General features: G+C 71.6%; 20 protein-coding genes. 5 read left to right on the top strand and 15 right to left on the bottom strand.

The features are described 5' to 3' along the window. Window positions 1–8: 8 nt before the first annotated feature. From ACZ48Z_RS30385 to ACZ48Z_RS30395, 3 genes are all read right to left on the bottom strand, one after another. Window positions 9–686, bottom strand: a complete 678-nt coding sequence (locus ACZ48Z_RS30385) for an AIM24 family protein (protein WP_468739077.1) — start codon at window positions 684–686, stop codon at window positions 9–11. A gap of 4 nt (window positions 687–690) precedes the next feature. After that, a complete protein-coding gene (locus ACZ48Z_RS30390; RefSeq protein ID WP_468739078.1) occupies window positions 691–2,250 on the bottom strand; it encodes a TerD family protein in 1,560 nt (519 codons plus the stop codon). 115 nt (window positions 2,251–2,365) lie between these two features. Beyond that, complete coding sequence (locus ACZ48Z_RS30395; protein WP_468739079.1) at window positions 2,366–2,962, bottom strand: M48 metallopeptidase family protein; 597 nt, start codon at window positions 2,960–2,962, stop codon at window positions 2,366–2,368. Window positions 2,963–3,222: 260 nt separating this feature from the next. Between ACZ48Z_RS30395 and ACZ48Z_RS30400 the strand changes: the two genes are divergently transcribed. After that, window positions 3,223–4,440, top strand: coding sequence for a TOMM precursor leader peptide-binding protein (locus ACZ48Z_RS30400; protein ID WP_468739176.1), 1,218 nt, complete (start codon window positions 3,223–3,225; stop codon window positions 4,438–4,440). Further along, window positions 4,433–5,803, top strand: a complete 1,371-nt coding sequence (locus tag ACZ48Z_RS30405; protein WP_468739080.1) for an ABC1 kinase family protein — start codon at window positions 4,433–4,435, stop codon at window positions 5,801–5,803. The genes ACZ48Z_RS30400 and ACZ48Z_RS30405 overlap by 8 nt, the downstream gene beginning before the upstream one ends. A 10-nt stretch (window positions 5,804–5,813) precedes the next feature. Here the strand turns inward: ACZ48Z_RS30405 and ACZ48Z_RS30410 are convergent, their stop codons facing one another. From ACZ48Z_RS30410 to ACZ48Z_RS30435, 6 genes are all read right to left on the bottom strand, one after another. After that, on the bottom strand, window positions 5,814–6,026 hold the full coding sequence (locus ACZ48Z_RS30410) for a hypothetical protein (RefSeq protein ID WP_468739081.1): 213 nt from the start codon (window positions 6,024–6,026) through the stop codon (window positions 5,814–5,816). Window positions 6,027–6,045: 19 nt separating this feature from the next. Beyond that, window positions 6,046–6,255, bottom strand: a complete 210-nt coding sequence (locus ACZ48Z_RS30415) for a hypothetical protein (protein WP_468739082.1) — start codon at window positions 6,253–6,255, stop codon at window positions 6,046–6,048. A 167-nt stretch (window positions 6,256–6,422) separates the two neighbouring features. Continuing rightward, complete coding sequence (locus ACZ48Z_RS30420; protein WP_468739083.1) at window positions 6,423–6,746, bottom strand: hypothetical protein; 324 nt, start codon at window positions 6,744–6,746, stop codon at window positions 6,423–6,425. Next, window positions 6,743–7,111, bottom strand: coding sequence for a WhiB family transcriptional regulator (locus ACZ48Z_RS30425; RefSeq protein ID WP_328750368.1), 369 nt, complete (start codon window positions 7,109–7,111; stop codon window positions 6,743–6,745). Before ACZ48Z_RS30425 ends, ACZ48Z_RS30420 begins: the two co-directional genes overlap by 4 nt. Window positions 7,112–7,285: 174 nt before the next feature. Beyond that, window positions 7,286–7,609 (bottom strand): hypothetical protein, encoded by a 324-nt coding sequence (locus ACZ48Z_RS30430; protein WP_468739084.1) that lies wholly within the window; start codon window positions 7,607–7,609, stop codon window positions 7,286–7,288. A 169-nt stretch (window positions 7,610–7,778) separates the two neighbouring features. After that, window positions 7,779–10,103, bottom strand: a complete 2,325-nt coding sequence (locus tag ACZ48Z_RS30435) for an ATP-dependent DNA helicase UvrD2 (protein WP_468739085.1) — start codon at window positions 10,101–10,103, stop codon at window positions 7,779–7,781. A gap of 54 nt (window positions 10,104–10,157) precedes the next feature. Here ACZ48Z_RS30435 and ACZ48Z_RS30440 point away from each other — a divergent pair, with 54 nt between their 5' ends. Continuing rightward, window positions 10,158–10,400 carry a mycoredoxin gene (locus ACZ48Z_RS30440; RefSeq protein ID WP_468739086.1) on the top strand — a complete coding sequence of 81 codons (243 nt, stop codon included), beginning with the start codon at window positions 10,158–10,160 and terminating at the stop codon, window positions 10,398–10,400. Window positions 10,401–10,433: 33 nt separating this feature from the next. On the opposite strand, the gene ACZ48Z_RS30445 is transcribed toward ACZ48Z_RS30440, so the two are convergent. From ACZ48Z_RS30445 to ACZ48Z_RS30470, 6 genes are all read right to left on the bottom strand, one after another. Next, a complete protein-coding gene (locus ACZ48Z_RS30445) occupies window positions 10,434–11,045 on the bottom strand; it encodes a class I SAM-dependent methyltransferase (protein WP_468739087.1) in 612 nt (203 codons plus the stop codon). 14 nt (window positions 11,046–11,059) lie between these two features. After that, window positions 11,060–12,004 (bottom strand): NAD(+) diphosphatase, encoded by a 945-nt coding sequence (nudC, locus tag ACZ48Z_RS30450; RefSeq protein WP_468739088.1) that lies wholly within the window; start codon window positions 12,002–12,004, stop codon window positions 11,060–11,062. A gap of 155 nt (window positions 12,005–12,159) precedes the next feature. Beyond that, window positions 12,160–13,578 (bottom strand): dipeptidase, encoded by a 1,419-nt coding sequence (locus tag ACZ48Z_RS30455; RefSeq protein ID WP_468739089.1) that lies wholly within the window; start codon window positions 13,576–13,578, stop codon window positions 12,160–12,162. Window positions 13,579–13,582: 4 nt separating this feature from the next. Beyond that, window positions 13,583–17,254: a UvrD-helicase domain-containing protein gene (locus tag ACZ48Z_RS30460; protein WP_468739090.1), complete on the bottom strand. Its 3,672-nt coding sequence runs from the start codon at window positions 17,252–17,254 to the stop codon at window positions 13,583–13,585. 110 nt (window positions 17,255–17,364) lie between these two features. Then, window positions 17,365–20,799 (bottom strand): ATP-dependent helicase, encoded by a 3,435-nt coding sequence (locus tag ACZ48Z_RS30465; protein ID WP_468739091.1) that lies wholly within the window; start codon window positions 20,797–20,799, stop codon window positions 17,365–17,367. Between the two features lie 275 nt (window positions 20,800–21,074). Beyond that, on the bottom strand, window positions 21,075–21,461 hold the full coding sequence (locus ACZ48Z_RS30470) for an MGMT family protein (RefSeq protein ID WP_468739092.1): 387 nt from the start codon (window positions 21,459–21,461) through the stop codon (window positions 21,075–21,077). A 186-nt stretch (window positions 21,462–21,647) separates the two neighbouring features. Between ACZ48Z_RS30470 and ACZ48Z_RS30475 the strand changes: the two genes are divergently transcribed. Next, window positions 21,648–24,356 carry a lysylphosphatidylglycerol synthase transmembrane domain-containing protein gene (locus tag ACZ48Z_RS30475; protein WP_468739093.1) on the top strand — a complete coding sequence of 903 codons (2,709 nt, stop codon included), beginning with the start codon at window positions 21,648–21,650 and terminating at the stop codon, window positions 24,354–24,356. A 104-nt stretch (window positions 24,357–24,460) separates the two neighbouring features. Next, the gene (locus ACZ48Z_RS30480; protein ID WP_468739094.1) at window positions 24,461–26,005 is read left to right on the top strand and encodes an alpha/beta hydrolase; all 1,545 of its coding nucleotides are present in this window, start codon (window positions 24,461–24,463) and stop codon (window positions 26,003–26,005) included.

The following is a 26,005-nucleotide window of genomic DNA, read 5'->3' on the forward strand; positions in this document are numbered from 1 at the left end:
TGCTCCCCTCAGCCCCGGATCTTGAATCGGTCGCCGGTGTCCTCGCTCGGCTGGACGACGACGAAGCCCTGCCCCTTGAAGCCGATCTGGAAGGCCTCGCCGCTGCCGCGGCCGATGAGGGCGCTCGCCTTGATGGTGCGGCGGGCCTTCATCTCCATCCCGGTCGTCCAGGCGACGAGCGCGTCCGGGTCGACGTAGGTCTCGCGTTCGGCGCAGTCCAGGGCCATCGGGATGCCGCGGCTGACCAGGGCGACCCAGCCGGTGCCCTTGACGACGAGGTTGGTGAGGCCCGAGCCGGACAGCTTGGCGAGTCCCTTGACCGGTTCGATGGCCAGTTCCAGTGAGGCGTCGCAGGCCAGCAGCGTGGCCCCGTTGACCGACAGCGCCTCGCCGTTGAGGTGCAGGACGAGGATGTCGCCGCCGTAGTCGGCCAGGTAGAGGTCTCCGTCGCCGCGCGCCAGCATCAGCCGGCCGCCCTCGCCGGTGACCATCGCCTCCGCCGAACGGCGCAGGCTCGCGGGCGCCCCGTCGAACTGCACATAGCCGTCGTACGCGATCATCGAGCCGGCCTTGGCGATCAGGTCCTGCCCGCTGACCATCGTGACCTTGAGCGTCTTGGAGCTGTGCACACTCATGCGGACGCCGGTCGGGGCGGCGCGGTGCGCACTCAGAGTCTGGGAGTCCATGGCCTCACACCTCGAAGGGCTGTACGACGACGAAGTTGCCGGGGGCGCCGCGGAACTGGAGGTTCACGGCCTCGGTGGTCCGCTGGGCGTACCCGGAGCGACGCAGCCTGAGCGAGGTCGTGGTGACCGCCTGAGCACCGGCGGACCAGGCGATCACGGCGTTGCCGTCGACGTAGGTGGCCGGGCCCACGGGGATGACGACGGGCACGCCGCGTGTCTTGACGACGACCGCTCCGGTGCCCGAGAAGAGCATGCTGAAGAAGCCCCCGCCGGGCAGTCCCTCGCCCTCGATGCGGCGGACCTCTGTCTCCAGGGACTCGTCGAAGGCGAGGACGCCCTGGGCGCTGGTGTAGAGCTGCTCGCCCTGCAGCCGGATCACGAAGACCCGGCTGGCCTCGTCGGCGAGGAACACCTCGCCGTTGCCGGTGCAGCGCATCAGGGACATGCCCTGGCCGGTGAGTGCCCCGGTGAGCTTGCCGAGGAGTCCCGAGCCCTTGTGGGCGAAGTCGACGTCGCCCTGGTAGGCGACCATGCTGCCCTGCTTGGCGAGGATGGGGGTGTCCTTGGTGAGGGTGGCCCGCACCAGGTTCGCGTTCTGCTCGGTCCAGCGGTCACCGACCGGGGCTTCCGCGTACTTCGTCAGGACGACACGGACGTTCGCCTCCGGCGGCACGGGAGCGAGCTGCGTGCCGCCGCCGAAGGGCTGCGCCTGGCCGGGGAAGGCCCCGGGGGCACCGGGAGGCGCGAACTGACCCGCGACGGCACCCGGTGGCGTGAACTGACCCGCGGGCGCCCCGGGAGGTGCGTACTGACCGGGCGGAGGTGTGCCGGGCGGCGTGAACGTCTGCGGGCTCGTCGGCGCGGCGGGCGCGGGCGCGGCGGTCCCGGCGAGCGTCGGCGCGGTGTGGACGGACGGCGCCGGAGCGGGCGGTGCACCGAACGACGGAGCCGGCACGGCGGCCTGCGCGGGCGGGGCGAAGGCCGGCGGTTGGGACTGGGCCGGTACGGCGGGCTGGGGTGCCGACTCCGGCTCCTCCTCGGCGACCTCGCCGCCGAAGTTCTTCAGCAGCGCGTCCAGGCCGCCGTCGAAGCCCTGGCCGACGGCGGCGAACCGCCAGACGTCCTTCAGGTACAGGTCGCCCACCATCACGGCGCGCTCGGTGGAGAACTCACTGCCGTCGAACGGGTACCGGGCCACTTCCTCGCCGCCGGCGACGATACGGAGACACCCGGGGGCGATCTGCGACATCTGGCCGTCGCCGTCGATCGTCGCCGTGAACGAAAGCTTCTGGATCTGCGACGGGATCCGGTCGAGCGTGACCCGGAACGACTCCGTGTCGCCCGCCTGCGCCCCCAGGAGCTGAATGGAGTCCTCAGGAGACTTCGGCTGGTTGAAGAAGATGAAGTACCGGTCGTCCGAGAGCTGCTCGTCGGCGTCGAGCCCGAAGCAGCTGATGTCGAAGGTCAGTCCGGGGCCGGAGATCTGTACGCCCACGTACAGGTCCGTGCCCGCGGTCAGGTCACTGATCTTGGCCTTGTGGCCGCGCTGGAATTCCCTGGCCATGCGTAACGACCGTCCCCCATCCCGAATGCAAGTGCGTCGCGACAGGCTAACGGCAAACTCGGACACCGAGGGAGGTCGGTACAGATCCGGTACAAAAACCTGTTCGAGTCCGCGGTCACTCTCCGCGGGCGCCCGGTGGATGCGGCAACCGGTCCGCGGCGACTACGCCTTCCAGGTAACCCTTGGCCCGTTCGGTGCGCGGATAGGCCTCCAGCAGCCGCCAGAAACGGGGCCCGTGCCCCGGGACGAGCAGATGCGCGAGCTCGTGGACCAGGACGTAGTCGACGACGTACTCCGGCATGCCCTGCAGCCGGTGCGACAGCCGGATGCTTCCCTCGGACGGGGTGCACGAACCCCAGCGCGTGTTCTGGTTGGTGACCCAGCGGACCGTGGTGGGCCGCGCCCGGCCGTCGAAGTACTGGTCCGACAGCCGCCGGGCGCGTTCGAAGAGCTCGGCGTCACCGAGGACCCGTTTGCTCTCCTGGGCTGCCAGCTTGGCGAGCATGACGCTCACCCAGCGCTGCTCCTCGGCCTCGGACATCCGGGCAGGGATGAGCACGACGGTGCGATCGCCCTCGCGGTACGCGGAGACCGTCCGGCGGCGACGGCTGCTCCTGCGTACCTCGATCGCGCTCGCCCCCGAGCCGCTCGGCGGCTGGCTCGTCGTGCTGCGCTGTGGCGTTCCGGCGCTGTGCAGTGGGTCGGCGGGCACGCCCTGACGTTACCCTCTGCACACATGGGAAGTCCCGACTCCGGGACGGTTCGGTGCCGATCGCCCGCCATGCGCTTGATTTGTACGACGAATACCCCCCACCTGTGGACAACTTTCGGCACGCTCGGGCCGCGTCCGGGCATGCTGGCATCGCCGCCGGAACCGCGACCGGGCATCGCCCGGCTCCGGCGGCGTACGGGGACGTTCTACGAGGGCTACGGGGGCCTGTCATGCAAGCAGTGGTTCCGCTCGCGCACACCTTGGTTCCGCGGGTGAAGCCCGCGCTCCGGCGCGGCTGGCGCGATCTCAACACCGTCCAGTTCGGGATGACCCCGGCACACGCGATGACGCTGGGTCCCATGGACACGGCGACGGGCAGCTTCCTCGACCTGCTCAACGGCACGCGCGGTCTCCCGCTGCTGCGGGAGGAGGGACACCGTATGGATCTGCCCGAGGGGCATGTCGACACGCTGGTGGACCGGCTCGCGCGGGCCGGGCTCGTCGACGACGTCAACGGCGGCGGGCCGGCCGCGGACGCCCTGCGCGGGAAGAGGGAGCTCCTCGACAGGCTCGCACCCGATCTGGCGTCCCTCTCCCTGACCACGTCCGAACCGGGTGAGGCGATGGCGCTCCTGGCCGCGCGCCGCTCACTGCGCGTGCAGGTCAGGGGCGCGGGCCGGGTGGGCGTGGTACTGGCCGCCCTGCTCTCGGGTGCCGGGGTCGGGGAGGTCGACGTGCGGGACTGCGGCCGGGTGGAGCCGGGGGACGTGGCCCCGGGCGGACTGCCCGCGGCCTCCGTCGGCGACCGCAGGGACGCGGCCGCCCGCCGGGCGGTCTCGGTGGCGGCTCCAGGCCGCCCACCGCGCCATGGCTCCCGGGCCTCGGCCGGGGCGGACGATCCCGGGTTCGCCCTGGTGATCCTCGCTCCGCGGGACGACGTCGACGTGCACGCCCCCGCCCCGGCCACCGGCGAGCCCCTGGTGCGGTCCGGGACGCCTCATCTGTACGCGGGCGTGGTCGAGGCGACAGGGGTGGTCGGCCCGCTCGTCCTGCCGGGCGAGACGGGCTGCGCGGGCTGTCTGCACGAGACACGGACCGACCGGGACCAGGCCTGGCCCCGGCTGGTCGCCCAGTGGCGTTCGGGCAGCGGGCCCCGTCCGGCGCTTCCCTGTGACCTGGCGCTGGCCACGACGGTCGCCGGGCTGGCGGCCGCCCACGCGCTCGCCTTCCTGGACGGCCGGGTGCCGTCGAGCGCGGGCGCCCGCTGGGAGGTCTCGCTGCCCGGCCTGAACTGGCATCCGCGACCGGTCTGGCCACATCCCGCATGCCCGTGCGGGGCCGCGGAGAAAGGTAAGGGAGAACACACCTCCAAGGAGGAGGATGCGCACGAGACAATGAAGGAGCAAGGGTCGTCGGAGGAGTTGTGCCATAAGGCAACCGCGCCGCGGCCGGCTGGGACCAGGAGGGCGCATGTCTGATCTTCCCCGGAAGGCGGTCACCCGTACCGCCAAGCTCGCCGCGCTCCCGCTCGGCTTCGCCGGGCGCGCCACCTGGGGACTCGGCAAGCGGATCGTGGGCGAGTCCGCGGAGATCGTCGGCCGCGAGCTGCAACAGCGCACCGCTGACCAGCTGTTCAAGGTGCTCGGGGAGCTCAAGGGCGGCGCCATGAAGTTCGGGCAGGCCCTGTCCGTCTTCGAGTCGGCGCTTCCCGAGGAGGTCGCCGGTCCCTACCGCGCGGCCCTGACGAAACTCCAGGAGGCGGCGCCTCCGATGCCGACCCGCACCGTGCACACAGTGCTGGAGGAGCGCCTGGGCGAGGACTGGCAGGAGCTGTTCGCCGAGTTCGACGACAAGCCCTCCGCCGCGGCGTCGATCGGCCAGGTGCACCGGGCCGTATGGCACGACGGGCGCGAGGTGGCGGTCAAGGTCCAGTACCCGGGAGCCGGCGAGGCCCTGCTGTCCGACCTGACCCAACTGGGCCGCTTCGCCCGCCTGTTGGGACCACTCGTCCCCGGCATCGACATCAAGCCCCTGATCGCCGAACTGCGCGACCGGGTCTCGGAGGAGCTCGACTACGGCCTGGAGGCGCAGGCCCAGCAGACTCATGCCGAGGAGTTCGCGGACGATCCGGACGTCGTGGTGCCTGCCGTGGTCCACCAGAGCGACCAGGTCCTGATCACGGAGTGGATCGAGGGCGTCCCCCTGTCGGAGGTGATCTCCGACGGCACTCAGGAGCAGCGCGACCGCGCCGGCCAGCTCCTGGCCCGCTTCCTCTTCTCCGGCCCCGCTCGCACCGGACTTCTGCACGCCGACCCGCACCCCGGCAACTTCCGTCTTCTGCCCGGCGGTCCCGGCGGCGAGGAGGACTGGCGCCTGGGCGTGCTGGACTTCGGCACGGTCGACCGGCTCCCGGGCGGGCTGCCCGCCCCCATCGGCGCCTCCCTGCGCATGACGCTGGACGGCGATGCGGAGGCGGTCTACGACCTCCTGCGCGCGGAGGGCTTCGTGAAGGAGTCCATAGAGCTGGACCCGGACGCCGTCCTCGACTACCTCCTGCCGATCATCGAACCGGCCGAGGTCGACGAGTTCACCTTCAGCCGCGGCTGGATGCGCAGCCAGGCCGCCCGGATCGCGGACCCCCGCTCCCCCGCTCACCAACTGGGCAAGCAACTCAACCTGCCCCCGGCGTACCTGCTGATACACCGGGTGACCCTGAGCACCATCGGTGTGCTGTGCCAGCTGGGCGCGACGGTCCGGCTGCGCGAGGAACTGGAGGAGTGGCTACCGGGGTTCCTGCCGGAGGACGAGCTCGACGGGGAGGTACCGGCCGCGCAGGCGTGACCCTGCTTCGTCAGTTCTCGTGGAAGTACACGGTCCCCGACCGCCACGGACCGTGCTCGGTGACCTCCGACGCGATGACGACGTCCTGGATCTCGACCGGCCCCAGCTCGTCGATGGAGTCCGCCAGCCGCCGCAGCAGCGCCGGCACGCTGTCGCAGCCCGGCCCTTCGGGGTTGGCCTGGGAGAAGTACTGCAGGGACCAGTGCTGTGAGGTGCTCGTCATGGGCAGATCGTAGGGCGGCCTACCACCAGGCCGAGTCCAGCCGCCCCTCGATCGCCCTGAGGTTCTCCCGGGAGCACGCGTCGCAGAAGTACTGGCGGTCGCCGTTCTCCACGGAACAGACCCAGGTGGGCCGTGGGCCCTCGGCAGTGGTGCCGCAGCGGGCGCACACGAGGAGCCCCGGCTGCGCCTCAAAATCGCCGCCGTCACTGTCGCCGGGATGACTCGTCACCCTGGGGACGATAGCGCCGCACCCGGTGGAGTGCCGCACAACGCACCGAGGGGGCCGGTCCGTTCGGACGGACCGGCCCCCTCGCAGAGAGCTACTGCCTCCCGGCCCGGCTGGGTTCTGCTCGATCCGGCTCGGTTCGGGAGGCCACCGCTTCAGGTGTGGTCGGACTACTGCATGACGGCCAGGGCGAGCGCGCGGCGGGCACGCAGCGAGGCGCGCTCGGCACGGCGCTGCATCCGGCGAGCGGTCGCCAGGCGCGATGCCCGGCGTTCCTGCTCGGCCTCATGCAGCCGGTCGTGCATATGCGCACGAGCCAGGGCTTCTGGAATGAGTTGCATCTCTCGGGTCCTGTTCTGACGCGACTCGGTCGCGCCGGTGGTGGTGAAGTCTGGGGTCGCGGAGCCCGCGGGCTCGGTGGTGGACGGCTTCATCGGGGCCTGCTTCTTGGGGTCGTTCGTGAGGGGGCGGTCGATTGTTCCTGTGATGTTCATGCTGTGACCGGGTTCTTGCGCGGACGGCCACGCGGCCGCTTCCGGGCGACGACGACACCCTGGACGAACAGCTCGCCACCCCAGACACCCCAGGGCTCACGCCGCACCTTGGCGCCGGCGAGGCAGGCCTCCATCAGCGGGCAGGTGCGGCAGAGGGACTTGGCGTACTCGACGTCGGCCGGCGACTCGGCGAAGAAGACCTCCGGGTCGTAGGAACGGCAGGGGACGGGTACGCCGAGGTTCTCGATGGCGTCGTCGAGCGCGGTGAGCGCAGTGAGCGGGATCAAGGTGGAGTCCTCCGTGAGACCGGGCGGGGGGAGTGTTTCGGAAGGCGGTACGGACGGGGCGTGCGCTTCGAGTTGCACGGCTGGTTTTCCTCGTCTGGTCGTTCCGGCCCTGTGGGACCGGTTGTCGGCTTGGTACCGGGTTCTTTTCTTGTCCCGAGGCCCCTTCGCTCCGCTCTCCCCGTTCGGGGAAAACAGAAGGGCCGCGGATCCCGGATGGGGTTCCGCGGCCCTGAAGGCGCCGGCCTGAGTCGATCAGGCTGGTTCACTCCAGGGTTCTGGCCCACGGAAGGCCCACATCTGGTGGTGCTGCGTCGTCTGCTTCCGGAGTCCGGCACCGGCCGCCGCAAAGGCATAGGCGTGCGCCTGTGCCACTACTGCTTCCAGTGCCTTCGTCGGTCGCTCATTGCGCTCACGGACGGGAAGGACCGCGAGAGAGACGGAGGAGGACGCCGGACGCACGGCACGAATGCCGGACAGACCGGTGCCCAGGTTGGAAACGCCGAGCATGCATGCGGAGACGACCGAGCGATCGGTCATTTTGGCCGGGCTGATGAAGCTGGTGTTGATGCTGATCACTGGAATCGCCTCCTCTCGGCGTCTCGGGGGGCCACGGCGTGAGCCGCAGTCCGACGGATATGCAAGTAGAGCACGGAATCGGGGCCTTCGAGAAGGCCTCCGTCCCCGTGGACAAGAACCTATGGGGATTGCCGGGGCATGCGCAAACTATTTTTCCGACGAGTTGGAATCAGTCCTCGTCTTCTTCCTCCGAAACGTCCTGGCCTGCGCAGATGGCCAGGACATCGGCTCCGTAGCGGTTGAGCTTGCGGATGCCGACGCCCGGGATCCGCGCCAGCTCGTGGTCGTCGTCGGGGACTCCTTCGGCGATCGCCATCAGGGTCTTGTCGGTGAAGACGCAGAAGGCGGGCTGTCCGCTGCGCTGCGCCTGCACCGCACGCCAGTCGCGCAGCCGCTCGTAGAGCCCCTCGTCCATGTCGGAGGGACAGTCCTCGCACCGCATGAGCTTCATCTCGCCCGCGTCGGTGAGCGTGCGCCCGCAGACCCGGCAGCGCGCCGGGGTGCGCTGGATGCGTCTCGGAGCGGCGCCCACGGGACTCGCGAAGCCGCGCTCGACACCTCCGGGACCGGCCGCGGCGGGCCGTCCCGCGGTGGCCGTGGACCCGGGCCGCAACCCGTCGAGGAAACGGCTGGGGCGGCGGTTGGGGCGGCCTCCGGGCGAGCGGGAGAGCGACCAGGAGACATGGAGGCGCTCTCGGGCGCGGGTGACGCCGACGTAGAGGAGCCGGCGCTCCTCCTCGATCTGCTCGTCGGTCTTCGCGTAGCTGATCGGCATCATGCCCTCGGCGACACCGACCAGGAAGACGGCGTCCCACTCCAGACCCTTGGCGGAGTGCAGGGAGGCGAGGGTGACGCCCTCGACGGTCGGGGCGTGCTGGGCACCGGCCCGCTCGTCGAGTTCGGCCACGAGGTCGTTCAGGGTGGCGCCGGATCGCGCGGCGGCGAAGTCCTGCGCGAGGTTCACCAGGGCGGCCAGCGACTCCCAGCGCTCTCGGACGGCACCGGAGCCGGCCGGGGGCACGCTGGTCCAGCCCTCGCCCGACAGCACGGCACGCACCTGGGAGGGCAGGTCGACGGCATCGTCCAGCCGGGAGTCGTTGGCGCCGAATCGGGCCGCGCCCCGGAGGTTGACGATGGCTCTGCGGACCTCGGGCCGGTCGAAGAACCGCTCGGCGCCGCGCAGCTGGTAGGGGACTCCGGCGTCGGCGAGGGCCTGTTCGTAGGTCTCGGACTGGGAGTTGGTGCGGAACAGAATGGCGATCTCGCTGGCCCGGACGCCCGCGCTCATGAGGTCGCGGATGCGGTGGGCGGCGCCCTCGGCCTCGGCGGGCTCGTCGGTGTATTCGGTGTAGACGGGTTCGGGGCCCGGTCGGCGCTGGGAGATCAGTTCCAGCCGGTGGTCGGCGGCGCGGCCGCGGGCCTGGGCGAGCAGGCCGTTGGCGAGGTGGACAACCTGCGGGGTGGAGCGGTAGTCGCGGACCAGCTTGACGACGGTGGCACCGGGGTGGCGGGTGCGGAAGTCGAGCAGATGGTCGGGAGTTGCACCAGTGAACGAGTAGATCGTCTGGCTGGCGTCTCCCACGACGCACAGGTTGTCGCGGGGTCCGAGCCACAGTTCCAGCAGGCGCTGCTGGAGGGGGCTGACGTCCTGGTACTCGTCGACGACGAAGTGCTGGTACTGGGAACGGACCTGTTCGGCGATGTCGTGCCGGTCCTGGAGGATGGCGACGGTCAGCAGCAGCACGTCCTCGAAGTCGATGACGGCACGGTCCCGCTTGAGGTCTTCGTAGGCGGCGTAGAGCTGGGCGATCTCGGCCGCCGCGCGCGGGGTGTCACGGCCGACCTTCGCAGCTGCGAGGGCGTATTCGGCGGGCACGGTCTGGGTCACCTTGGACCACTCGATCTCGCCTGTGACGTCCCTCAGCTCGCCCCGGTCGAGGCGGATACGGCAGGCGGCGGCCGCGTCGGCGACGAGCTGGATCTTGCGGTCGACGAGCCTTGGCATGGATCCGCCGACGGCTTTCGGCCAGAAGTACTGCAGCTGGCGCAGGGCGGCCGAGTGGAACGTACGTGCCTGGACGCCCGCCGCACCGAGCTGGCGCAGTCGCCCGCGCATCTCCCCGGCCGCGCGGTTGGTGAAGGTGACGGCGAGCACGCTGGAGGGCTGGAGGATTCCGGCCCGCACCCCGTAGGCGATGCGGTGGGTGATGGCCCTGGTCTTTCCGGTGCCGGCGCCCGCCAGCACGCACACCGGCCCGTGCAGGGCGGTGGCCACCTCGCGCTGCTCGGGGTCGAGCCCTTCGAGCACCGCGTCGGCGGAGTCCGGTGTCTGCGGGAAGAGCGTGGAATGCGTTGCTGCTGTCACACGGCCATGCTGCCAGGTCGGTGGAGACGGGTGAGCCGGTTGTCCACAGGGAGGTAGGCGCAGTCGTACTAATGCGGCAGGCGTCAGCGTGCGGGTGCCCCTGGGTGGGGAATGTCGCCCCGGTCGCATACGTTCCCTCTCTGGACGAGCTCTTCCCCGAGCCACCGAAGGAGCGCGCGAGACATGCAGGGCACTGTGACGATGTACAGCACCACCTGGTGCGGTTACTGCCAGCGGCTGAAGAAGCAGATGGACCGCGAGGGCATCGCGTACACCGAGATCAACATCGAGCAGGACCCGGCTTCAGCGGCGTTCGTGGAGAAGGCGAACGGCGGGAACCAGACCGTTCCGACCGTGCTCTTCGCAGACGGTTCGACGCTGACGAACCCGTCGCTGGCGCAGGTGAAGCAGAAGGTCGGCGCGTAGGCGCTGCCGGGTGCGGGCGGTTCCTGAGGCAGCTCAGGGACCGCCTTCTGCTTGCTTGTCCCAGACCACGGTGTAGCGCCACAGCAGTCGGCGCCGACAGCGGCAGCCGGGCAGGAGGCGTCGGGCGGCACGCCGTGCCTCGCCCCAGTGCATGGCCGAGTCCTCGACGGGCATGCCGGCCGGGCCCCGTCTGCCGCCTCTCAACCGCCTGAGGAGCAGGCTCGCGATCAGGCCGCAGCCGCTGAGCACCCAGTCCAGGCGGGTCTTGTTGTGCGCCATGCCGACGATGACCAGGCGCCCGCCCGGAGCCAGCAGCCGGACCAGGCCCCCCACCGCGTCCTCGAAGCGCGCGTGGTGCACCACCGCGACCGCGCTGACGAAGTCGTACTTGCCCTCGGGCAGGGCCGTCCGGTCGAGGTAGTCCGCTTCAATGAACGTGATGTTCGCGGGGGCGGCCGCGCGGGCCTGCCGGATCATCTCCGGTGAGCGGTCCACGCCCGTCACGGACGCGGCCCGGGCCGCCAGCTTGCGGGCCAGCAGCCCGTCCCCGCACCCCACGTCCAGGGCCTCGCCGCACCCTTCGGGCACGGCGCGGAGTACCACCGAGTGGTAGTGGACGTTGTGGTTCCAGTACGGGTCGGGCATGCCGTCCTCTCCGATCAGACGAAGCTCCTCGTCGGCAGCGGCTTTCCGTACCAGAGCTCGATCAGACGGGCCGCGATCGAGATGCCGTACGGCGGAAGGACCTCGCCGGACTCGAAGGCTGCCTGGAGTTCGTCGCGGGAGAACCAGCGGGCCTCGTGGATCTCGTCCCCGTCGACGTCGATGTCCGTCGAGGTGGCGCGGGCCATGAAGCCGAGCATGAGGCTGGAGGGGAACGGCCAGGGCTGGCTGGCGACGTACTCGACGTGACCGACGGTGATGCCGGCCTCCTCGAAGACCTCGCGGCGCACCGTCTGCTCGATGGACTCGCCCGGTTCGACGAAGCCGGCGAGGGTGGAGAAGCGGCCCTCCGGCCAGTGCACCTGACGGCCGAGCAGGATGCGGTCCTCCTCGTCGGTGACGGCCATGATGACGGCCGGGTCGGTGCGCGGGTAGTGCTCGGCGCCGCAGGCCTGGCAGCGGCGGATGTGACCGGCCGCGGCGATGACCGTGCGCTCGCCGCAGCGGGAGCAGAAGCGGTGGGTGCGCTGCCAGTTCTCCAGGCCGACCGCGTGCACCATCAGGCCCGTCTCGCGCGCGGACAGCAGCAGGCCTGCCTCGCGCAGGCCGGCCGGGCGCGCGGACTGGTCGATGCGGCCGGGCAGGGCGTCCTTCTGGAGCGCGAAGTAGCGGACGCCTTCCTCGTCGATGCCGAGGAAGTAGCGGTGTGCCTCGGTGAGCGGGGCTTCGAAGGCCGGGGTCATGACGAGTTCGGTACGGCCGTCCGTCGTCTCGTCGATGAGGACCTGGCCGCCGGAGACCACGAAGCAGCGGGTCGTGGGGTGGCTCCATGCCGCCGCGAGCCAGGCCTCGTCGAGCCGGTGGTGCGCGGCGCGGTCGATGCCGCTCGGAGCGGTGAGCGAGACGGGACGGTCGGCGGTGTGGTCGGTCCAGGTGGTCACGGGTGCTTCCAACTCCCCCGGTACAGCGGATTGGTTCGGCGGGCGGTTCGGCGGGACGTACGGCGGAGGGCGACCGGATCCAGCAGTGGCTTCGCGATGCGGGGCGGTCCGTGTGCTGTGCCCCGCGCGCTGCCGGTCCGGACGGCGCGGGCCGGTCAGGGCGCATGACTCCAGTGCTCGGCGAGATCACCCCACAGGTACGCGGAGGTCTCGACGCCCTTGAGGAGGAGATCGATCTCGACCTTCTCGTTGGGCGCGTGCCAGCCGTCGGAGGGAACGGAGATGCCGAGGAAGAGCACGGGCGCGCGGAGGACTTCCTGGAGGTCGGCGGCAGGGCCCGATCCGCCCTCGCGGGTGAAGCGGACCGGCTTGTCGAAGGCACGGCTCATGGCTCGTACGACCGACTCGAGAGCGGGGTGGTCGAGCGGGGTCAGGCACGGGCGCGTGGCCGCGCCGAAGGTGATCTCCTGCCGGATCCCGGCGGGCACCCGGTCGGCGGCCCAGGCACGAACGGCCTTCTCGACGTGGCTCGGGTCCTGTCCCGCGACCAGCCGGAACGACAGCTTCACCATGGCCGACGACGGGACGACCGTCTTGCTGCCGGGGCCCTGGTAGCCGCCGCCGATACCGTTGACCTCGGCGGTGGGGCGGGCCCAGATCCGCTCCAGGGTGGAGTGCCCGGCCTCGCCGTGGACGGCGTGCGACTTGGCGGTGCGCAGCCACTGCTCCTCGTCGAAGGGCAGTTCGGCGAAGAGTTCCCGCTCACGGTCGGTCAGTTCGACGATGCCGTCGTAGAAGCCGGGGACGGCCACGCGTGCGTGCTCGTCGTGCAGGGCGGCGACGAGGCGGGCGGCGGCCGTGGCCGGGTTGGGGACGGCGCCGCCGAAGGAGCCGGAGTGGATGTCCTGGTCGGGGCCGTACAGCCGGATCTCGCACTCCGCGAGGCCACGCATGCCGGTGCACACGGTAGGGGTGTCCTCGGCCCACATACCGGTGTCGGAAACGATCACAGCGTCGGCGGCGAGCCGCTGCGCACGCTCCTCGACCAGGGCGCGGAAGTGCGGGGAGCCGGACTCCTCCTCGCCCTCGATCAGCAGCTTCAGGTGCACCGCGGGGGCGGTGCGGCCGGTGGCGGCGAGATGGGCGCGGACGCCGAGGGTGTGGAAGAACACCTGGCCCTTGTCGTCGGCCGCCCCGCGCGCGTAGAGCCGGTTCTCGCGGACGACCGGCTCGAAGGGGTCGCTGTCCCAGCCGTCCTCACGGGCGGCGGGCTGTACGTCGTGATGGCCGTAGACGAGGATCGTGGGCGCCGCGGGGTCCTCGGCGGGCCACTCGGCGTAGACGGCGGGCGCGCCCGGGGTCTCCCAGACCTCGGCCGTGGGGAAACCGGTCTCCTTGAGCCTGGCGGCAAGCCAGTCGGCGCTGCGGCGTACATCGGGGCCGTGGTCGGGCTGGGCCGAGACGGACGGGATGCGCAGCCATTCGGCGAGGTCGTCGAGGAATGCTGCGCGGTGCTGCTCGATGTACGTGCGGACGGCGCTGACGGCACTGTCAACGGGATGGCTCATGGTCATGAGCCTATCGGCCCGCACCGACATCCTCGGTGGGCGGTTGCTCACAGTCCGCCTGCGCGGAAGGGTCCGGGTCCTGTGTGAGCAGCCGTTCCAGAGCGGCCCGGTCCGGCAGGTTCTTGGGGCGTACGACTTCGCCGGTGCGGACGTAGAGGAACGTGGCCGTGACCGATTCCACAGGAACGCCCTGCTGCTCGGCCCAGGCGAGCCGGTACAGGGCGAGCTGGAGGGGGTCGGCGGTGCGGGTGCGGCTGGTCTTCCAGTCGACGATCTCGTACGTCGTCGCGTCCCCGTCGGTCTGCCGGTAGACGGCGTCGATACGGCCCCGTACCACGCGGTTCGCGATGGCGAGCTGGAACGGCGTCTCGACGCGGTGGGGGGTGCGGTGGGCGTACTCGGTGCGCTCGAAGGCGTCCTTGAGGTCTTCCAGATCGCGTTCGTCGGCGATCTCGGCGTCGCTGCCCGGCAGGTCGTCCGGCTCCAGCATGGGCAGGGTCAGTGCTTCGAAGCGGGCCTCGACCCAGGCGTGGAACCGGGTGCCCTGACGTGCGGCGGGTTGCGGAGGGCGCGGCATGGGGCGTGCGAGTTCCTGCGCGAGCCCGTCCGGGTCGGCGGCCAGCCGGAGCACCTGCGACGCGGTGAGCGACGCGGGCAACGGCACCTCGGTGACGGATCGCCGCGCGCGCCGGAGTTCCCCGGTGAGGGCATCGAGGTCGCGGTCCCAGGAGGCGATGGTGCGGGCTTCCTCCGGAGTGATGCGGCGGTGCGGGGCACGCGCGTGTGCGGACGCGGAATGCTGCTGCGGGGCGTGTGTACGCGAGGGCGGGCGCTCCGGACCGTGGGCGGGTGGCCCCTGCGACTCATGCTCCTCGGGGTGGCCGCGCGGTCCCTCCGCGGCATCGGCGTGCCCGTGCCCGTCGGTGTCCGGGGCCGTGGCCTGGTGCGGGACGGCCGGCCGGGCCGACGTCCAGGAGTCCCAGTCGGCCGAGTCCTCCGGAACGGGCTCGTCCTCGGGGTCCACGAAATCCTCGGAGTCCACGAGGTCCCCGAAGTCCGGCTCTCCGAAGGCCCGGTCCTCGAAGTCCGGTTCTTCGTCCTCCGGCGGCGGAGGCCAGTCCGGGTCGTCGTACCTGTCAGGGTCGTGGGCGGCCGCAGGGTGGCCGTCGGTGTGGGAGGCGAGGGTCTCCAGGTGGGCCAGGACCGTCTCGGCGGCGGCCCGGCGACGGGCGAGGGAGGTGTCGTCGAGGGGCAGGGGCCAGACCTGGTCCAGGGTCTGCTGGTGGAGCGCCGGGTTCTCCTCGTCCTCGGCGGGCTCGTCGGCCCAGGCCTCGATCTCGCCGTGACCGGCCGCGCAGTGGTCGTACAGGGCCTGGAGGAAGTCGGACGGTCCTCGCGGCTTCTTCTGCGTCGGCCCCCACCAGTGGCCGGAGCCGAGGAGGAGGGAGCGGGGCCGGGTGAAGGTGACGTAGCCGAGGCGGAGTTCCTCGGTGTGCTGGTGGTCCTTCATCGCCTCGTGGAAGTCCTTGATGCCACGCGCGTCCCAGGAGGCGATGTCGGGCAGGGTGTCGGTGTCGCCGCGCAGGGCGTGCGGCAGCACCTTGCCCTGGGAGGTCCACTTCTCGCGGCCCTTGGCGCTCGGGAAGGTGCCGGTGACCAGGCCGGGAACGGCGACGACGTCCCACTCCAGGCCCTTGGACTTGTGCGCGGTGAGCACTTTGACGGTGTTCTCGCCGCCCGGCAGGGCGTTGTCGAGGCCCTTCTCGTACTGGGCGGCCGTGCGCAGGAAGCCGAGGAAGGCGAGCAGGCTCGCCTCGCCGTCGCCCGCGGCGAACGCGGCGGCGACGTCGAGGAAGTTCGACAGGGTCTCGCGGCGGCGGGCCGCCAGCGCGTGCGGGGACGCCGACAGTTCGACCTCCAGGCCGGTGACGGCGAGAACGCGGTGCAGCACGTCCATCAGGGGGTCGGCGAGCGAGCGGCGCAGATCGCGCAGTTCGGCGGCCAGGCGCGCGAACCGCACACGCGCGTCCGGCGAGAAGGGCAGCCCGTCGTCGTCCTCGTCGTCGCTGTAGAGGGGCGTCTCCAGGAAGGTCTCCAGGGCGTCCGCGAGCGATGTCACCTCGGCCGGGTCGACGCCCTCGACGGCCTCGGCGAGTCGGCGGTCGGGGTCGTCGTCACCTCCCACGCGCGCGTAGGACACCAGACGCCGGGCACGGCGTCCGAGGAGTGCGAGGTCGCGCGGGCCGATGCGCCAGCGCGGGCCGGTCAGCAGACGGACCAGGGCGGCGTTGGCCCCGGGGTCCTGGAGGACCTCGCAGACGGCGACCAGGTCGGCTACCTCGGGAAGGTGCAGCAGGCCCGAGAGGCCGACCACCTCCACCGGGACGTCCCGCTCCACCAGGGCGCCCTGGATCTCGGCGAAATCGGTCGCCGTGCGGCACAGGACGGCGATCTCACCCGGCTCCTTCCCGGTGCGTACGAGATGGGCGATCGAGTCCGCGAGCCAGTCGATCTCCTCCGCCTGGGTGGGCAGGAGGGCGCAGCGCACCATGCCGTCGCGTTCGGCGCCGGGAGCGGGGCGAAGGGCCTCCACGCCCGCGTGCATGGCGCGCAGGGGCTCGGCGAGGCCGTTGGCGAGGTCGAGGAGGCGGCCGCCGCTGCGGCGGTTCTCACTGAGCGCCTGCCGGGCGGCCGGCCGGCCGTCGGGGTGGGCGAAGTGCTCGGGGAAGTCGTCGAGGTTGGCGACGGAGGCGCCGCGCCAGCCGTAGATGGCCTGGCAGGGGTCGCCGACGGCGGTGACGGGGTGGCCGGTGCCGTCGCCGAACAGGCCTGCCAGCAGGACGCGCTGGGCGACCGAGGTGTCCTGGTACTCGTCGAGGAGCACGACCCGGAACTCCTCGCGCAGGATGCGGCCCACCTCCGGGATCCCTGCGAGCCGGGCGGACAGTGCGATCTGGTCGCCGAAGTCGAGAAGGTCGCGTTCGCGTTTGGCGGCGCGGTAGCGGACGACCAGCTCGGCGAGTTCACGGCGGGCGGCGGCCGTCTCGGGGACCTTGCGCAGGGCGTCGTTGGTGAGCTTCGCGCCCTGCAGGGCGAGCAGCAGTTCGGCGTCGTACGTCCGCAACGCCTCGGGGCGTACGAGGTGCTCGGCGAGCTCGCCGTCGAGGGTCAGGAGGTCGCTGACCAGGTCGGCGAAGGAGCGGGTCAGGGCCGGGTAGGGGCCGGGAGCCTCGCGCAGCACGCGCGCGGCGAGCTGGTAGCGGGTGGCGTCGGCCAGCAGCCGGGAGGTGGGTTCCAGGCCGATACGCAGGCCGTGATCGGTCAGCAGTCGGCCGGCGAAGGCGTGGTAGGTGGAGATCACGGGCTCGCCCGGCGGGTTGTCCGGGTCGATGACGTCGGGGTCGGTGACGCCCGCCCGGATCAGCGCCTTGCGGACGCGCTCGGCGAGTTCACCGGCGGCCTTGTTGGTGAAGGTGAGGCCGAGGACCTGTTCGGGGGCGACCTGGCCGGTGCCGACCAGCCAGACCACGCGGGCCGCCATCACCGTGGTCTTGCCCGAGCCGGCTCCGGCCACGATCACCTGCGGGGCGGGCGGCGCGATGATGCAGGCCGTCTGCTCCGGGGTGAACGGGATGCCGAGGAGCTCCTTGAGCTGATCGGGATCGGTGATACGGGCGGCCATGTCGGAGAGGCTAGCGGCGCGCACTGACAACCGGTGACGAATCGTCCTGCGATCCAGAAGAAGCGCTGGTCGGCACGCATGGTGCGACCCATCACACCGGCGTGCTCACCTCACTCCACGACATGCCGTCCTTCCGGCCGCGCGCTGCACGACGCCCGGAACGCGCAGTGGGTGCAGTGCTGCCCCGCGTTCGGCGTGAACCGTTCGTCGAGGACCTTGCCGGCCGCCGTGGCGAGCAGATCTCCGACCCACTCCCCCTCCAGCGGTTCCTGCGCCTGCACCTTGGGGAGCGTCTCGCCGCCGTCCCGCTTGGGGGCACCCTGGCGCAGCTGGACGAGTTCGGCCCCGCCCGTCTCCGGTCGTACGCCGCCGAAGGCCTCGTCGACGGCGCCCTCGCGCACCGCGAGCTGGTAGACGGCGAGCTGGGGGTGGCGCTCCACCTCGGCGGAACTCACCGGCTGCTTGCCGGTCTTGAAGTCGACGACGTACGCGCGGCCCTCTCCGTCCGTCTCGACGCGGTCCATCTGGCCGCGGACGCGCACCTCGACGTCGCCCGCCGCGAGGGTGACGTCGAAGTCGTGCTCACTGGCCACCGGGGTGCGTCCGGCGCGGACACCACCGGAGTCGACGTGCCACTTCAGGAACCGTTCGAGCGCCACGCGCGCGTTCTCCTTCTCCTGCGCCGACTTCCAGGGCGCGTCGAAGGCAAGGGCGTTCCACACGGAGTCGAGGCGCTCGATGAGGACATCGAGGTCGGCGGGGGTGTGTCCGGAGGCGACCTCGTCGGCGAGGACGTGCACGACGTTGCCGAAGCCCTGGGCGACGGTGGCGGGTGCGTCGGCCTTGACCTCGCGGCCCAGGAACCACTGGAGGGCACAGGTGTTGGCGAGCTGGTCGAGGGCGCTGCCGGAGAGCACGACGGGCTGGTCGCGGTTGCGCAACGGCACCTTGGACTCGGTCGGCTCGAACATGCCCCACCAGCGGTAGGGGTGGGCCGAGGGGACGAGAGGCCGGCCGTCCTCGTCGGCGAGCGCCGCGAGCCGGGCCAGCCGACGGGCGGCGGCCTCCCTCAGGGTGTCGGAGACACGCGGGTCGACGGTGGTGGCGCGGAGTTCGGCGACCAGCGCGGCGACCGACAGGGGGCGGCGGGGGCGGCCGGTGACGTCCTGGGGTTCGACGCCGAGTTCGGTCAGGAACCGGGAAGGCTGGTCGCCGTCGTCGGCGGGCGCCTTCACCGCGGTGACGACGAGGCGCTCACGCGCGCGCGTGGCGGCGACGTAGAACAGACGGCGCTCCTCGGCGAGAAGTGCCCCTGGAGTCAGTGGTTCGGCCAGCCCGTCACGGCCGATGCGGTCGGCCTCCAGGAGAGAGCCACGCCGGCGCAGGTCCGGCCACAGGCCCTCCTGGACGCCCGCGACGACGACCAGGCGCCACTCCAGGCCCTTGGAACGGTGCGCGGTCATCAGGCGTACGGCGTCGGGTCGTACGGCACGCCGCGTGAGGGTGTCGGCGGCGATGTCCTCGGCGTCGATCTCCTCCAGGAAGTTCAGGGCGCCCCTGCCCCCGGTGCGCTCCTCCGCGCGCGCGGCTGTCGCGAACAGCGCGCACACGGCGTCGAGATCACGGTCCGCGTTGCGCCCCGCCGCACCGCCGCGCCGGGCGGACCGCGCCAGGCGCCCGGGCCACGGCGTGCCCTCCCACAGGTCCCACAGCGCCTCCTCGGCGCTGCCACCGTCTGCCAGGCGCTCACGGGCCTTCTTGAGCAACGCGCCGAGCCGCTGGGCGCCGCGCGCGTACACGGGGTCGTGCACGGCCAGCCGTTCGGGCTCGGCCAGGGCCCGCGCGAGCAGTTCGTCCGAGGGGGGCGGCAGGGCGTTCCCGGCGGCCCGCTCCTCGTCGCGCAGGGCGCGTCCGAGACGGCGCAGGTCGGCGGCGTCCATGCCGGCGAGGGGCGAGGAGAGGAGGGTGAGGGCGGTCTCGGTGTCGAGCCAGGAGGGGGCCGACGACTGCGGCTCGGAATCCGCGGGCTGCGACTCGGAAGCGCTTTGCCCGTCCGACGGCCGCCCCTCACGGGCAGCTTCCTCATCCGAAAGCGGTTCTTCCGGAGCGGCTTCCGGTCGTACCTCTTCGCGACGTACGACACCCCCCGCAGCCTCCGCCGCGGCCACCGCCCGGAGTGCTGTCAGCAGGGGTGCCACCGCCGGCTCGTGCCGCAGCGGCAGGTCGTCGCCGTCGATGTCCAGAGGCACGCCGGCCGCGGTGAGCGCGCGGCGCACCGTGGGGATCGTGCGCGAGCCCGCGCGGACCAGAACGGCCATCTCACCCCACGGGACACCGTCCTCCAGGTGTGCCCTGCGCAGGATGTCCGCGATGTTGTCCAGTTCCGTACCGGGGGTCGGGTAGGTGAAGACCTCGACGCGGCCGCCGTCCCGGACCGGGGCGAGGTCGCGGTGGGCGCGGACCTTCTCCGCGGGCAGCCTGGTCAACGGCATGCGCTGGGTCACCAGCCGGGTCGCGGCCAGCAGTCCGGCCCCGGAGCGGCGGGAGGTGCGCAGGACCTCGACCGGGGCCGTACGGCCGTCCACGCGCGGGAAGGCGTACGGGAAGTCGAGGATGCCGTTCACGTCCGCGCCCCGGAACGCGTAGATCGACTGGTCGGGGTCTCCGAAGGCGACGAGGCTGCGGCCGCCGCCGGCGAGGGCCTGCAGCAGCCGTACCTGGGCCGGGTCGGTGTCCTGGTACTCGTCGACGAACACGGCGTCGTACTGCGCGGCGAGGTGCTCGGCGACCTCGGGGCGGTGGGCGAGGAGCACCGCGCGGTGGACGAGTTCGGCGTAGTCGAGCACTCCCTGGAGGTCGAGGACGTCCAGGTACTCGGCGAGGAAGGCGGCCGCGGCCCGCCAGTCGGGGCGGCCGATGCGACGGGCGAAGGCGTCCAGGGCTCCCGGTCCGAGCCCCAGTTCGCGGCTGCGGGCGAGGACCGCGCGGACCTCGTCGGCGAAGCCGCGGGTGGTCAGGCAGGCGCGCAGTTCGTCCGGCCAGCGCACATGCGCGAGGCCGAGCCGCTCCAGGTCGGGCTGGCCGGCGAGCAGCTCCCGTACCGCAACGTCCTGTTCGGGTCCCGACAGCAGCCGCAGTGGTTCCACGAACAGCTCGCTGTCCTGGTGGGCGCGGACCAGGGCGTAGCAGAACGAGTGGAAGGTGGTCGCCTGAGGGGAGCGCGCCGCTCCTATGCGCAGCGCCATGCGGTCGCGCAGTTCGACGGCCGCCTTGCGACTGAACGTCAGCACGAGCACACGCGCGGGGTCGCCTCCACGGGCGATTCGCGACGCCACGGACTCGACGAGCGTGGTGGTCTTCCCGGTGCCCGGACCTGCGAGAACGAGCAGAGGGCCGCTTCCGTGCTCAACCACGGCACGTTGTGCGGCGTCCAGATCAGGGGGAGCCACACGGGCCGGCTGGGTACGCACCAGTCGGTAAGCGCCACGGGTCCCCTGCCGCACCTGGGAGTGCGACAGACGCCTGGTGGAGGAAGAGGAGCTCACGTGGTTCGCCGGTCCTGGTGGGTGTGCTGTTGGGCGGCCCGCCGCGCGTGGAGGGCGGTGGACGGGGGATGAGGGGGACGAGTGCAGCCGACGCTACGCCGACACCGAGTGCGGAAGCAGGGCTTCCCCTTCTTCCCGGGCGGCCCACGCGGCCCACACGGCGCTCCCGACACGTACGTCTCTCACCCCACGAACGTACGGCATGCCACGGATGTGCCCCGTGTCCCTCGTACGGGCCTCAGAGTGCCCCTGGGCCCGCGCTATGGCCGAAGCTGTCAGGTGTGACCCTCCGCCGGACCTCCGCCGTCCCAGCGCGCCCGTCTCATGTCGAGGCGCGGGAGATGGCTCGCGGCGGCCCTGCTCGCCTCCTTCAGGGGCGTGCCCTCGGCGCGATAGTGGCCGAGAGCACGCAGTTCGTGCCCGGGGAGCAGGACGCCGTCCGAGCGGACGACACGCCACCAGGGGACGGCTCCGCCGTACAGGGCCATCGCCCGGCCGACCTGGCGGGGGCCGCCCTCCTCCAGCCACTCGGCGACGTCGCCGTACGTCATGACGCGCCCGGGCGGAATGCGTTCGGCCACGTCGAGGACCCGCTCGGCGTACTCCGGCAGCGTGTCCGCGTACTCCGGGTGGGCGTCCTGAGGAAGGCTCTGCTCGCTCATCCGACCCATCCTGCCCCACCCCACCGACAATGTGACGGGCTCGCGACCGTGCGTATTCCTCGCCGAGGGACGGCGCTTCGGGCAGACTGTGCGCCCCCGCATGTGCACCCTGACACCCCCGCGTGTCGGTGGGGCATGCCACCATCGTGCGGGCGGTGACTGGTGATACGAGATCAAGAAGAGACGATGAAGCCACAGGGTGTGCACCCGGAGGGCGCCGAGAGCACCTCTGACGCCTCGTCGCGTCCTGACGCCGCCGACGCCGACACCGACGAGGTACGCAGCGACGCCGAAGAGGTGCCCGTCGACGAGGTCGAGGGCGACGAGCCGCTGCTCCCCGCGCGCGTGCACCGGCCGTCCGACCTGATGCGGCTGCTGGTCGGCGTGCTGGCCGTTGTCATCCTGCTCGCGATCGCCGCGTTCGCGCACGGCACCACCTCCGGGCTCGAACAGGACATCAACAAGGGCACCGGTCAGGCACCCGACCTGCTCATCAAGATCGCCGGGCTGGCCTCCAGCATCGCGATCCTCCTGGTGCCGGTCGCGTTCGCGATCGAACGGCTGATCAAGCGCGACGGACTGCGGATCGCCGACGGCGTGCTCGCCGCGGTCCTCGCCCACGGTGTGACCCTCGCCACCGACCTGTGGGTCGCCAAGGGCGCCCCGGGCTCGATCCAGGAGGCGCTCACCCAGCCCTCCCCCGGCGACGTCCACGCCCTCACCGACCCCGTGCACGGCTATCTGGCGCCCGTCATCGCCTACATGACCGCCGTCGGCATGTCCCGCAGGCCGCGCTGGCGTGCGGTGCTGTGGATCGTGCTGACGCTCGACGCGTTCTCGATGCTGGTCACCGGCTACACCACACCGTTCTCGATCATCCTGACGGTGCTGATCGGCTGGACGGTCGCCTACGGCACGCTGTACGCGGTCGGCTCACCCAATGTCCGGCCCACCGGGCAGACGCTCATGGCGGGCCTCAGGACCGTCGGCTTCCACCCGGTCAGCGCGGCCCGCGAGGAGGCCTCGGAGACCGCGGAGAACAGCGACCGCGGCCGGCGCTACTTCGTCACCCTGGAGGACGGCCCGCCGCTGGACGTGACGGTGGTCGACCGGGAACAGCAGGCTCAGGGCTTCTTCTACCGGGTGTGGCGCAACCTCACACTGCGCGGCTTCGCGACCCGCAGCAGCCTCCAGTCGCTGCGTCAGGCGCTGGAGCAGGAAGCGCTGCTCGCCTACGCGGCCATCGCGGCCGGTGCCAACGCGCCCAAGCTGATCGCCACCTCCGAGCTCGGCCCCGACGCCGTGATACTCGTCTACGAGCACACCGGCGGGCGCACGCTCGAATCGCTGCCCGAGGACGAGATCACCGACGAACTGCTGCGCAACACCTGGCGTCAGGTGCAGTCGCTCCAGTCGCGGCGCATCGCGCATCGCAGGCTCGCGGGTGACGCGGTCCTGGTGGATCGTTCCGGCGCGGTCATCCTCACCGATCTGCGCGGCGGCGAGATCGCCGCCAGCACGCTGCTGCTGCGCATGGACGTCGCTCAACTGGTGACGACCCTGGGGCTGCTGGTGGGCGCGGAGCGCGCGGTGGCATCGGCGGTCGGTGTCCTCGGCCCCGACGCCGTCGCCGACTGTCTGCCGATGCTCCAGCCCATCGCGCTGACGCGCTCCACGCGCGCGACACTGCGCAGACTCGGCCGGGAGCGGGCCCAGCGCGAGCGCGAGGCGGTCCTGGAGGCGTCCCGGCAGGCCAAGCAGGCTCATCTGGACGGGGCGCCGGACGACACCAGACCGGTCCTGGACAAGCCCGACAAGAAGGCCGTACGCGCGGAGGCACGGGCCGAGAAGCGAGCCATCGACGACGCTCTGGAAGAGGCGCGCGAGGAGGATCTGCTGACGCAGATCCGCCACGAGGTGCTGTTGATCAGGCCGCAGGCACCGGTCGAGCCGGCCCGTCTGGAACGGGTCAAGCCGCGCACGCTGATCAGCCTGATCGCGGGCGCCATCGGCGCGTACTTCCTGCTGACGCAGCTCACCCACATCGAGTTCGGGCCGCTCATCGAGAACGCCGAGTGGGGCTGGGTCGCCGCGGCCGTGCTGTTCTCGGCGGCCAGCTACTTCGCCGCGGCCATGTCCCTGTTGGGCTTCGTGCCCGAGCGGGTGGGGTTCCTGCGGGCGGTCGGGGCCCAGGTCGCCGGGTCCTTCGTGAAGATCGTCGCACCGGCCGCGGTGGGCGGCGTGGCGCTCAACACGCGCTTCCTGCAGCGCCAGGGGGTGCGGCCGGGGCTCGCGGTGGCGAGCGTCGGGGCCTCGCAGTTGTTCGGTCTCGGCTGCCACATCCTGATGCTGCTGTCCTTCGGCTATCTGACCGGTACCGAGAAGACGCCGTCGCTGTCGCCGTCCCGGACGGTCATCGCGGGTCTGCTGACGGTGGCGGTGCTGGTGCTGGTGGTCACCTCGGTGCCGTTCCTCAGGAAATTCGTCGTCACGCGCGTGAGGTCGCTCTTCGCGGGAGTCGTGCCGCGCATGCTGGACGTGCTCCAGCGGCCGCAGAAGCTCATCACCGGCATCGGCGGCATGCTGCTGCTGACGGCCTGCTTCGTGATGTGCCTGGACGCCTCGATCCGTGCCTTCGGCCAGGAGGGCGCGTCGCTCAGCATCGCCAGCGTCGCCGTCGTCTTCCTCGCCGGCAACGCGCTGGGCTCGGCGGCCCCGACACCGGGCGGCGTGGGGGCCGTGGAGGCCACCCTGACGGTGGGCCTGATCGCCGTGGGCCTGCCCAAGGAGGTCGCCGCCCCGGCCGTCCTGCTGTACCGGCTCCTGACGCTGTGGCTGCCCGTGCTGCCGGGCTGGCTGGCCTTCAACCACCTGTCCCGCAAGGGCGCGCTGTAGCCGCTGCCGCCCCGCGCACGACGGCTCGTTCCACGACGTACCCTGCGTACCTCGTACGCCTCGCGCCCCGAGCGTGCCCGCGCGCGCGACCGCAGGATGGGACCATGCCGAACCCCCCGCGTGTGCGCGCCGCCGCCCTGACCGCCACCGCACTGCTGCTCTCCTCCGCACTCGCAGGCTGCGGCGACGGCTCCCACGACGAGGCCCTGTCGGCCCAGAAGCTGAGCTGGAAGGACTGCCCGGCCCCGTCCCCGGCCGAGGGCGGCGGAGACGCGCCCTCGCCGCTGGCCGGCGGCGACGAATGGCAGTGCGCCACTCTCAAGGCCCCTCTCGACTGGGCGAAGCCCAAGGGCGACACGATCGGCCTCGCACTGATCCGGGCGAAGGCCAGTGGCCCCGAGAACAAGCGGATCGGCTCGCTCGTCTTCAACTTCGGCGGCCCCGGCGGCTCGGGCGTCACCACCCTGCCCGCCTTCGGCACGGACTACGCGACCCTGCGCACCCGCTACGACCTGGTGAGCTTCGATCCCCGCGGAGTGGGCCGCAGCGCCCCGGTGGAATGCCTGAACGACCTCCAGCTCGACGTGTACTTCGAGCAGGACGGGACCCCCGACGACGCGGCCGAGCGGACCGCCCTCCTGGACAACACCAAGGAGTTCAACGCGGCCTGCGAGGAGAACTCCAAGGCGACGCTGCCGCACGTGCGCACCACCGACGCGGCCCGCGACATGGACCTGATGCGTCAGGTCCTCGGCGACGACAGGCTGCACTACTTCGGCATCTCCTACGGCACCGAACTCGGCGGCGTCTACGCCCATCTGTTCCCGAAGAAGGTGGGGCGCGCGGTCTTCGACGGAGTCGTCGACCCGACGCAGAACAGTGAGCAGGGTTCGCTGGGACAGGCCGAGGGCTTCCAGCTCGCGCTCGACAACTTCGCCGAGGACTGCACCTCCAAGACCGAGGACTGCCCCGTCGGCGACACCGCACAGGACGTCAAGACCCGTATCGCCAGGCTGCTCGCGGACCTCGACAAGAAGCCGATCCCCGGTATCGGGGCGCGCCTGCTGACCCAGACCGCCGCGACCAACGGCATCGCGCAGTCGCTGTACTCGAAGGACTTCTGGGAGTACCTCGTCGAGGGTCTGGAGCAGGCGTACGCCGGCGACGGCAGGATCCTGATGCTGCTGTCGGACTCGATGAACGGGCGCGCCGACAACGGCGAGTACAGCAACATCACCGCGGCCAACATCTCCATCAACTGCGCCGACGACAAGCCCCGGTACAGCGCCGCCGACGTCGAGCGGAAGCTGCCCGCGTTCCGGGCCGCGTCCCCTCTCTTCGGCGACTTCCTGGCCTGGTCCATGGTGAGTTGCACCGGCTGGGCCGTGGCGGGTGCCGCCGACCATCCCGACGTGAGCGCCACCGGTTCCGCGCCGATCCTCGTCGTGGGCAACACCGGAGACCCGGCCACCCCGTACGAGGGCGCCCGGAAGATGGTGGAGGCGCTCGGTGCAGGCGTAGGGGTCGAGCTGACGTACAAGGGGCAGGGGCACGGGGCCTACGACAGCAAGAACAAGTGTGTCCAGGAGGCGGTCAACGGCTATCTCCTGACCGGGAAAGTACCGAAGGCGGGGACGGTCTGCACGTAG

It is taken from the genome of Streptomyces sp. NPDC031225 (assembly GCF_055570355.1).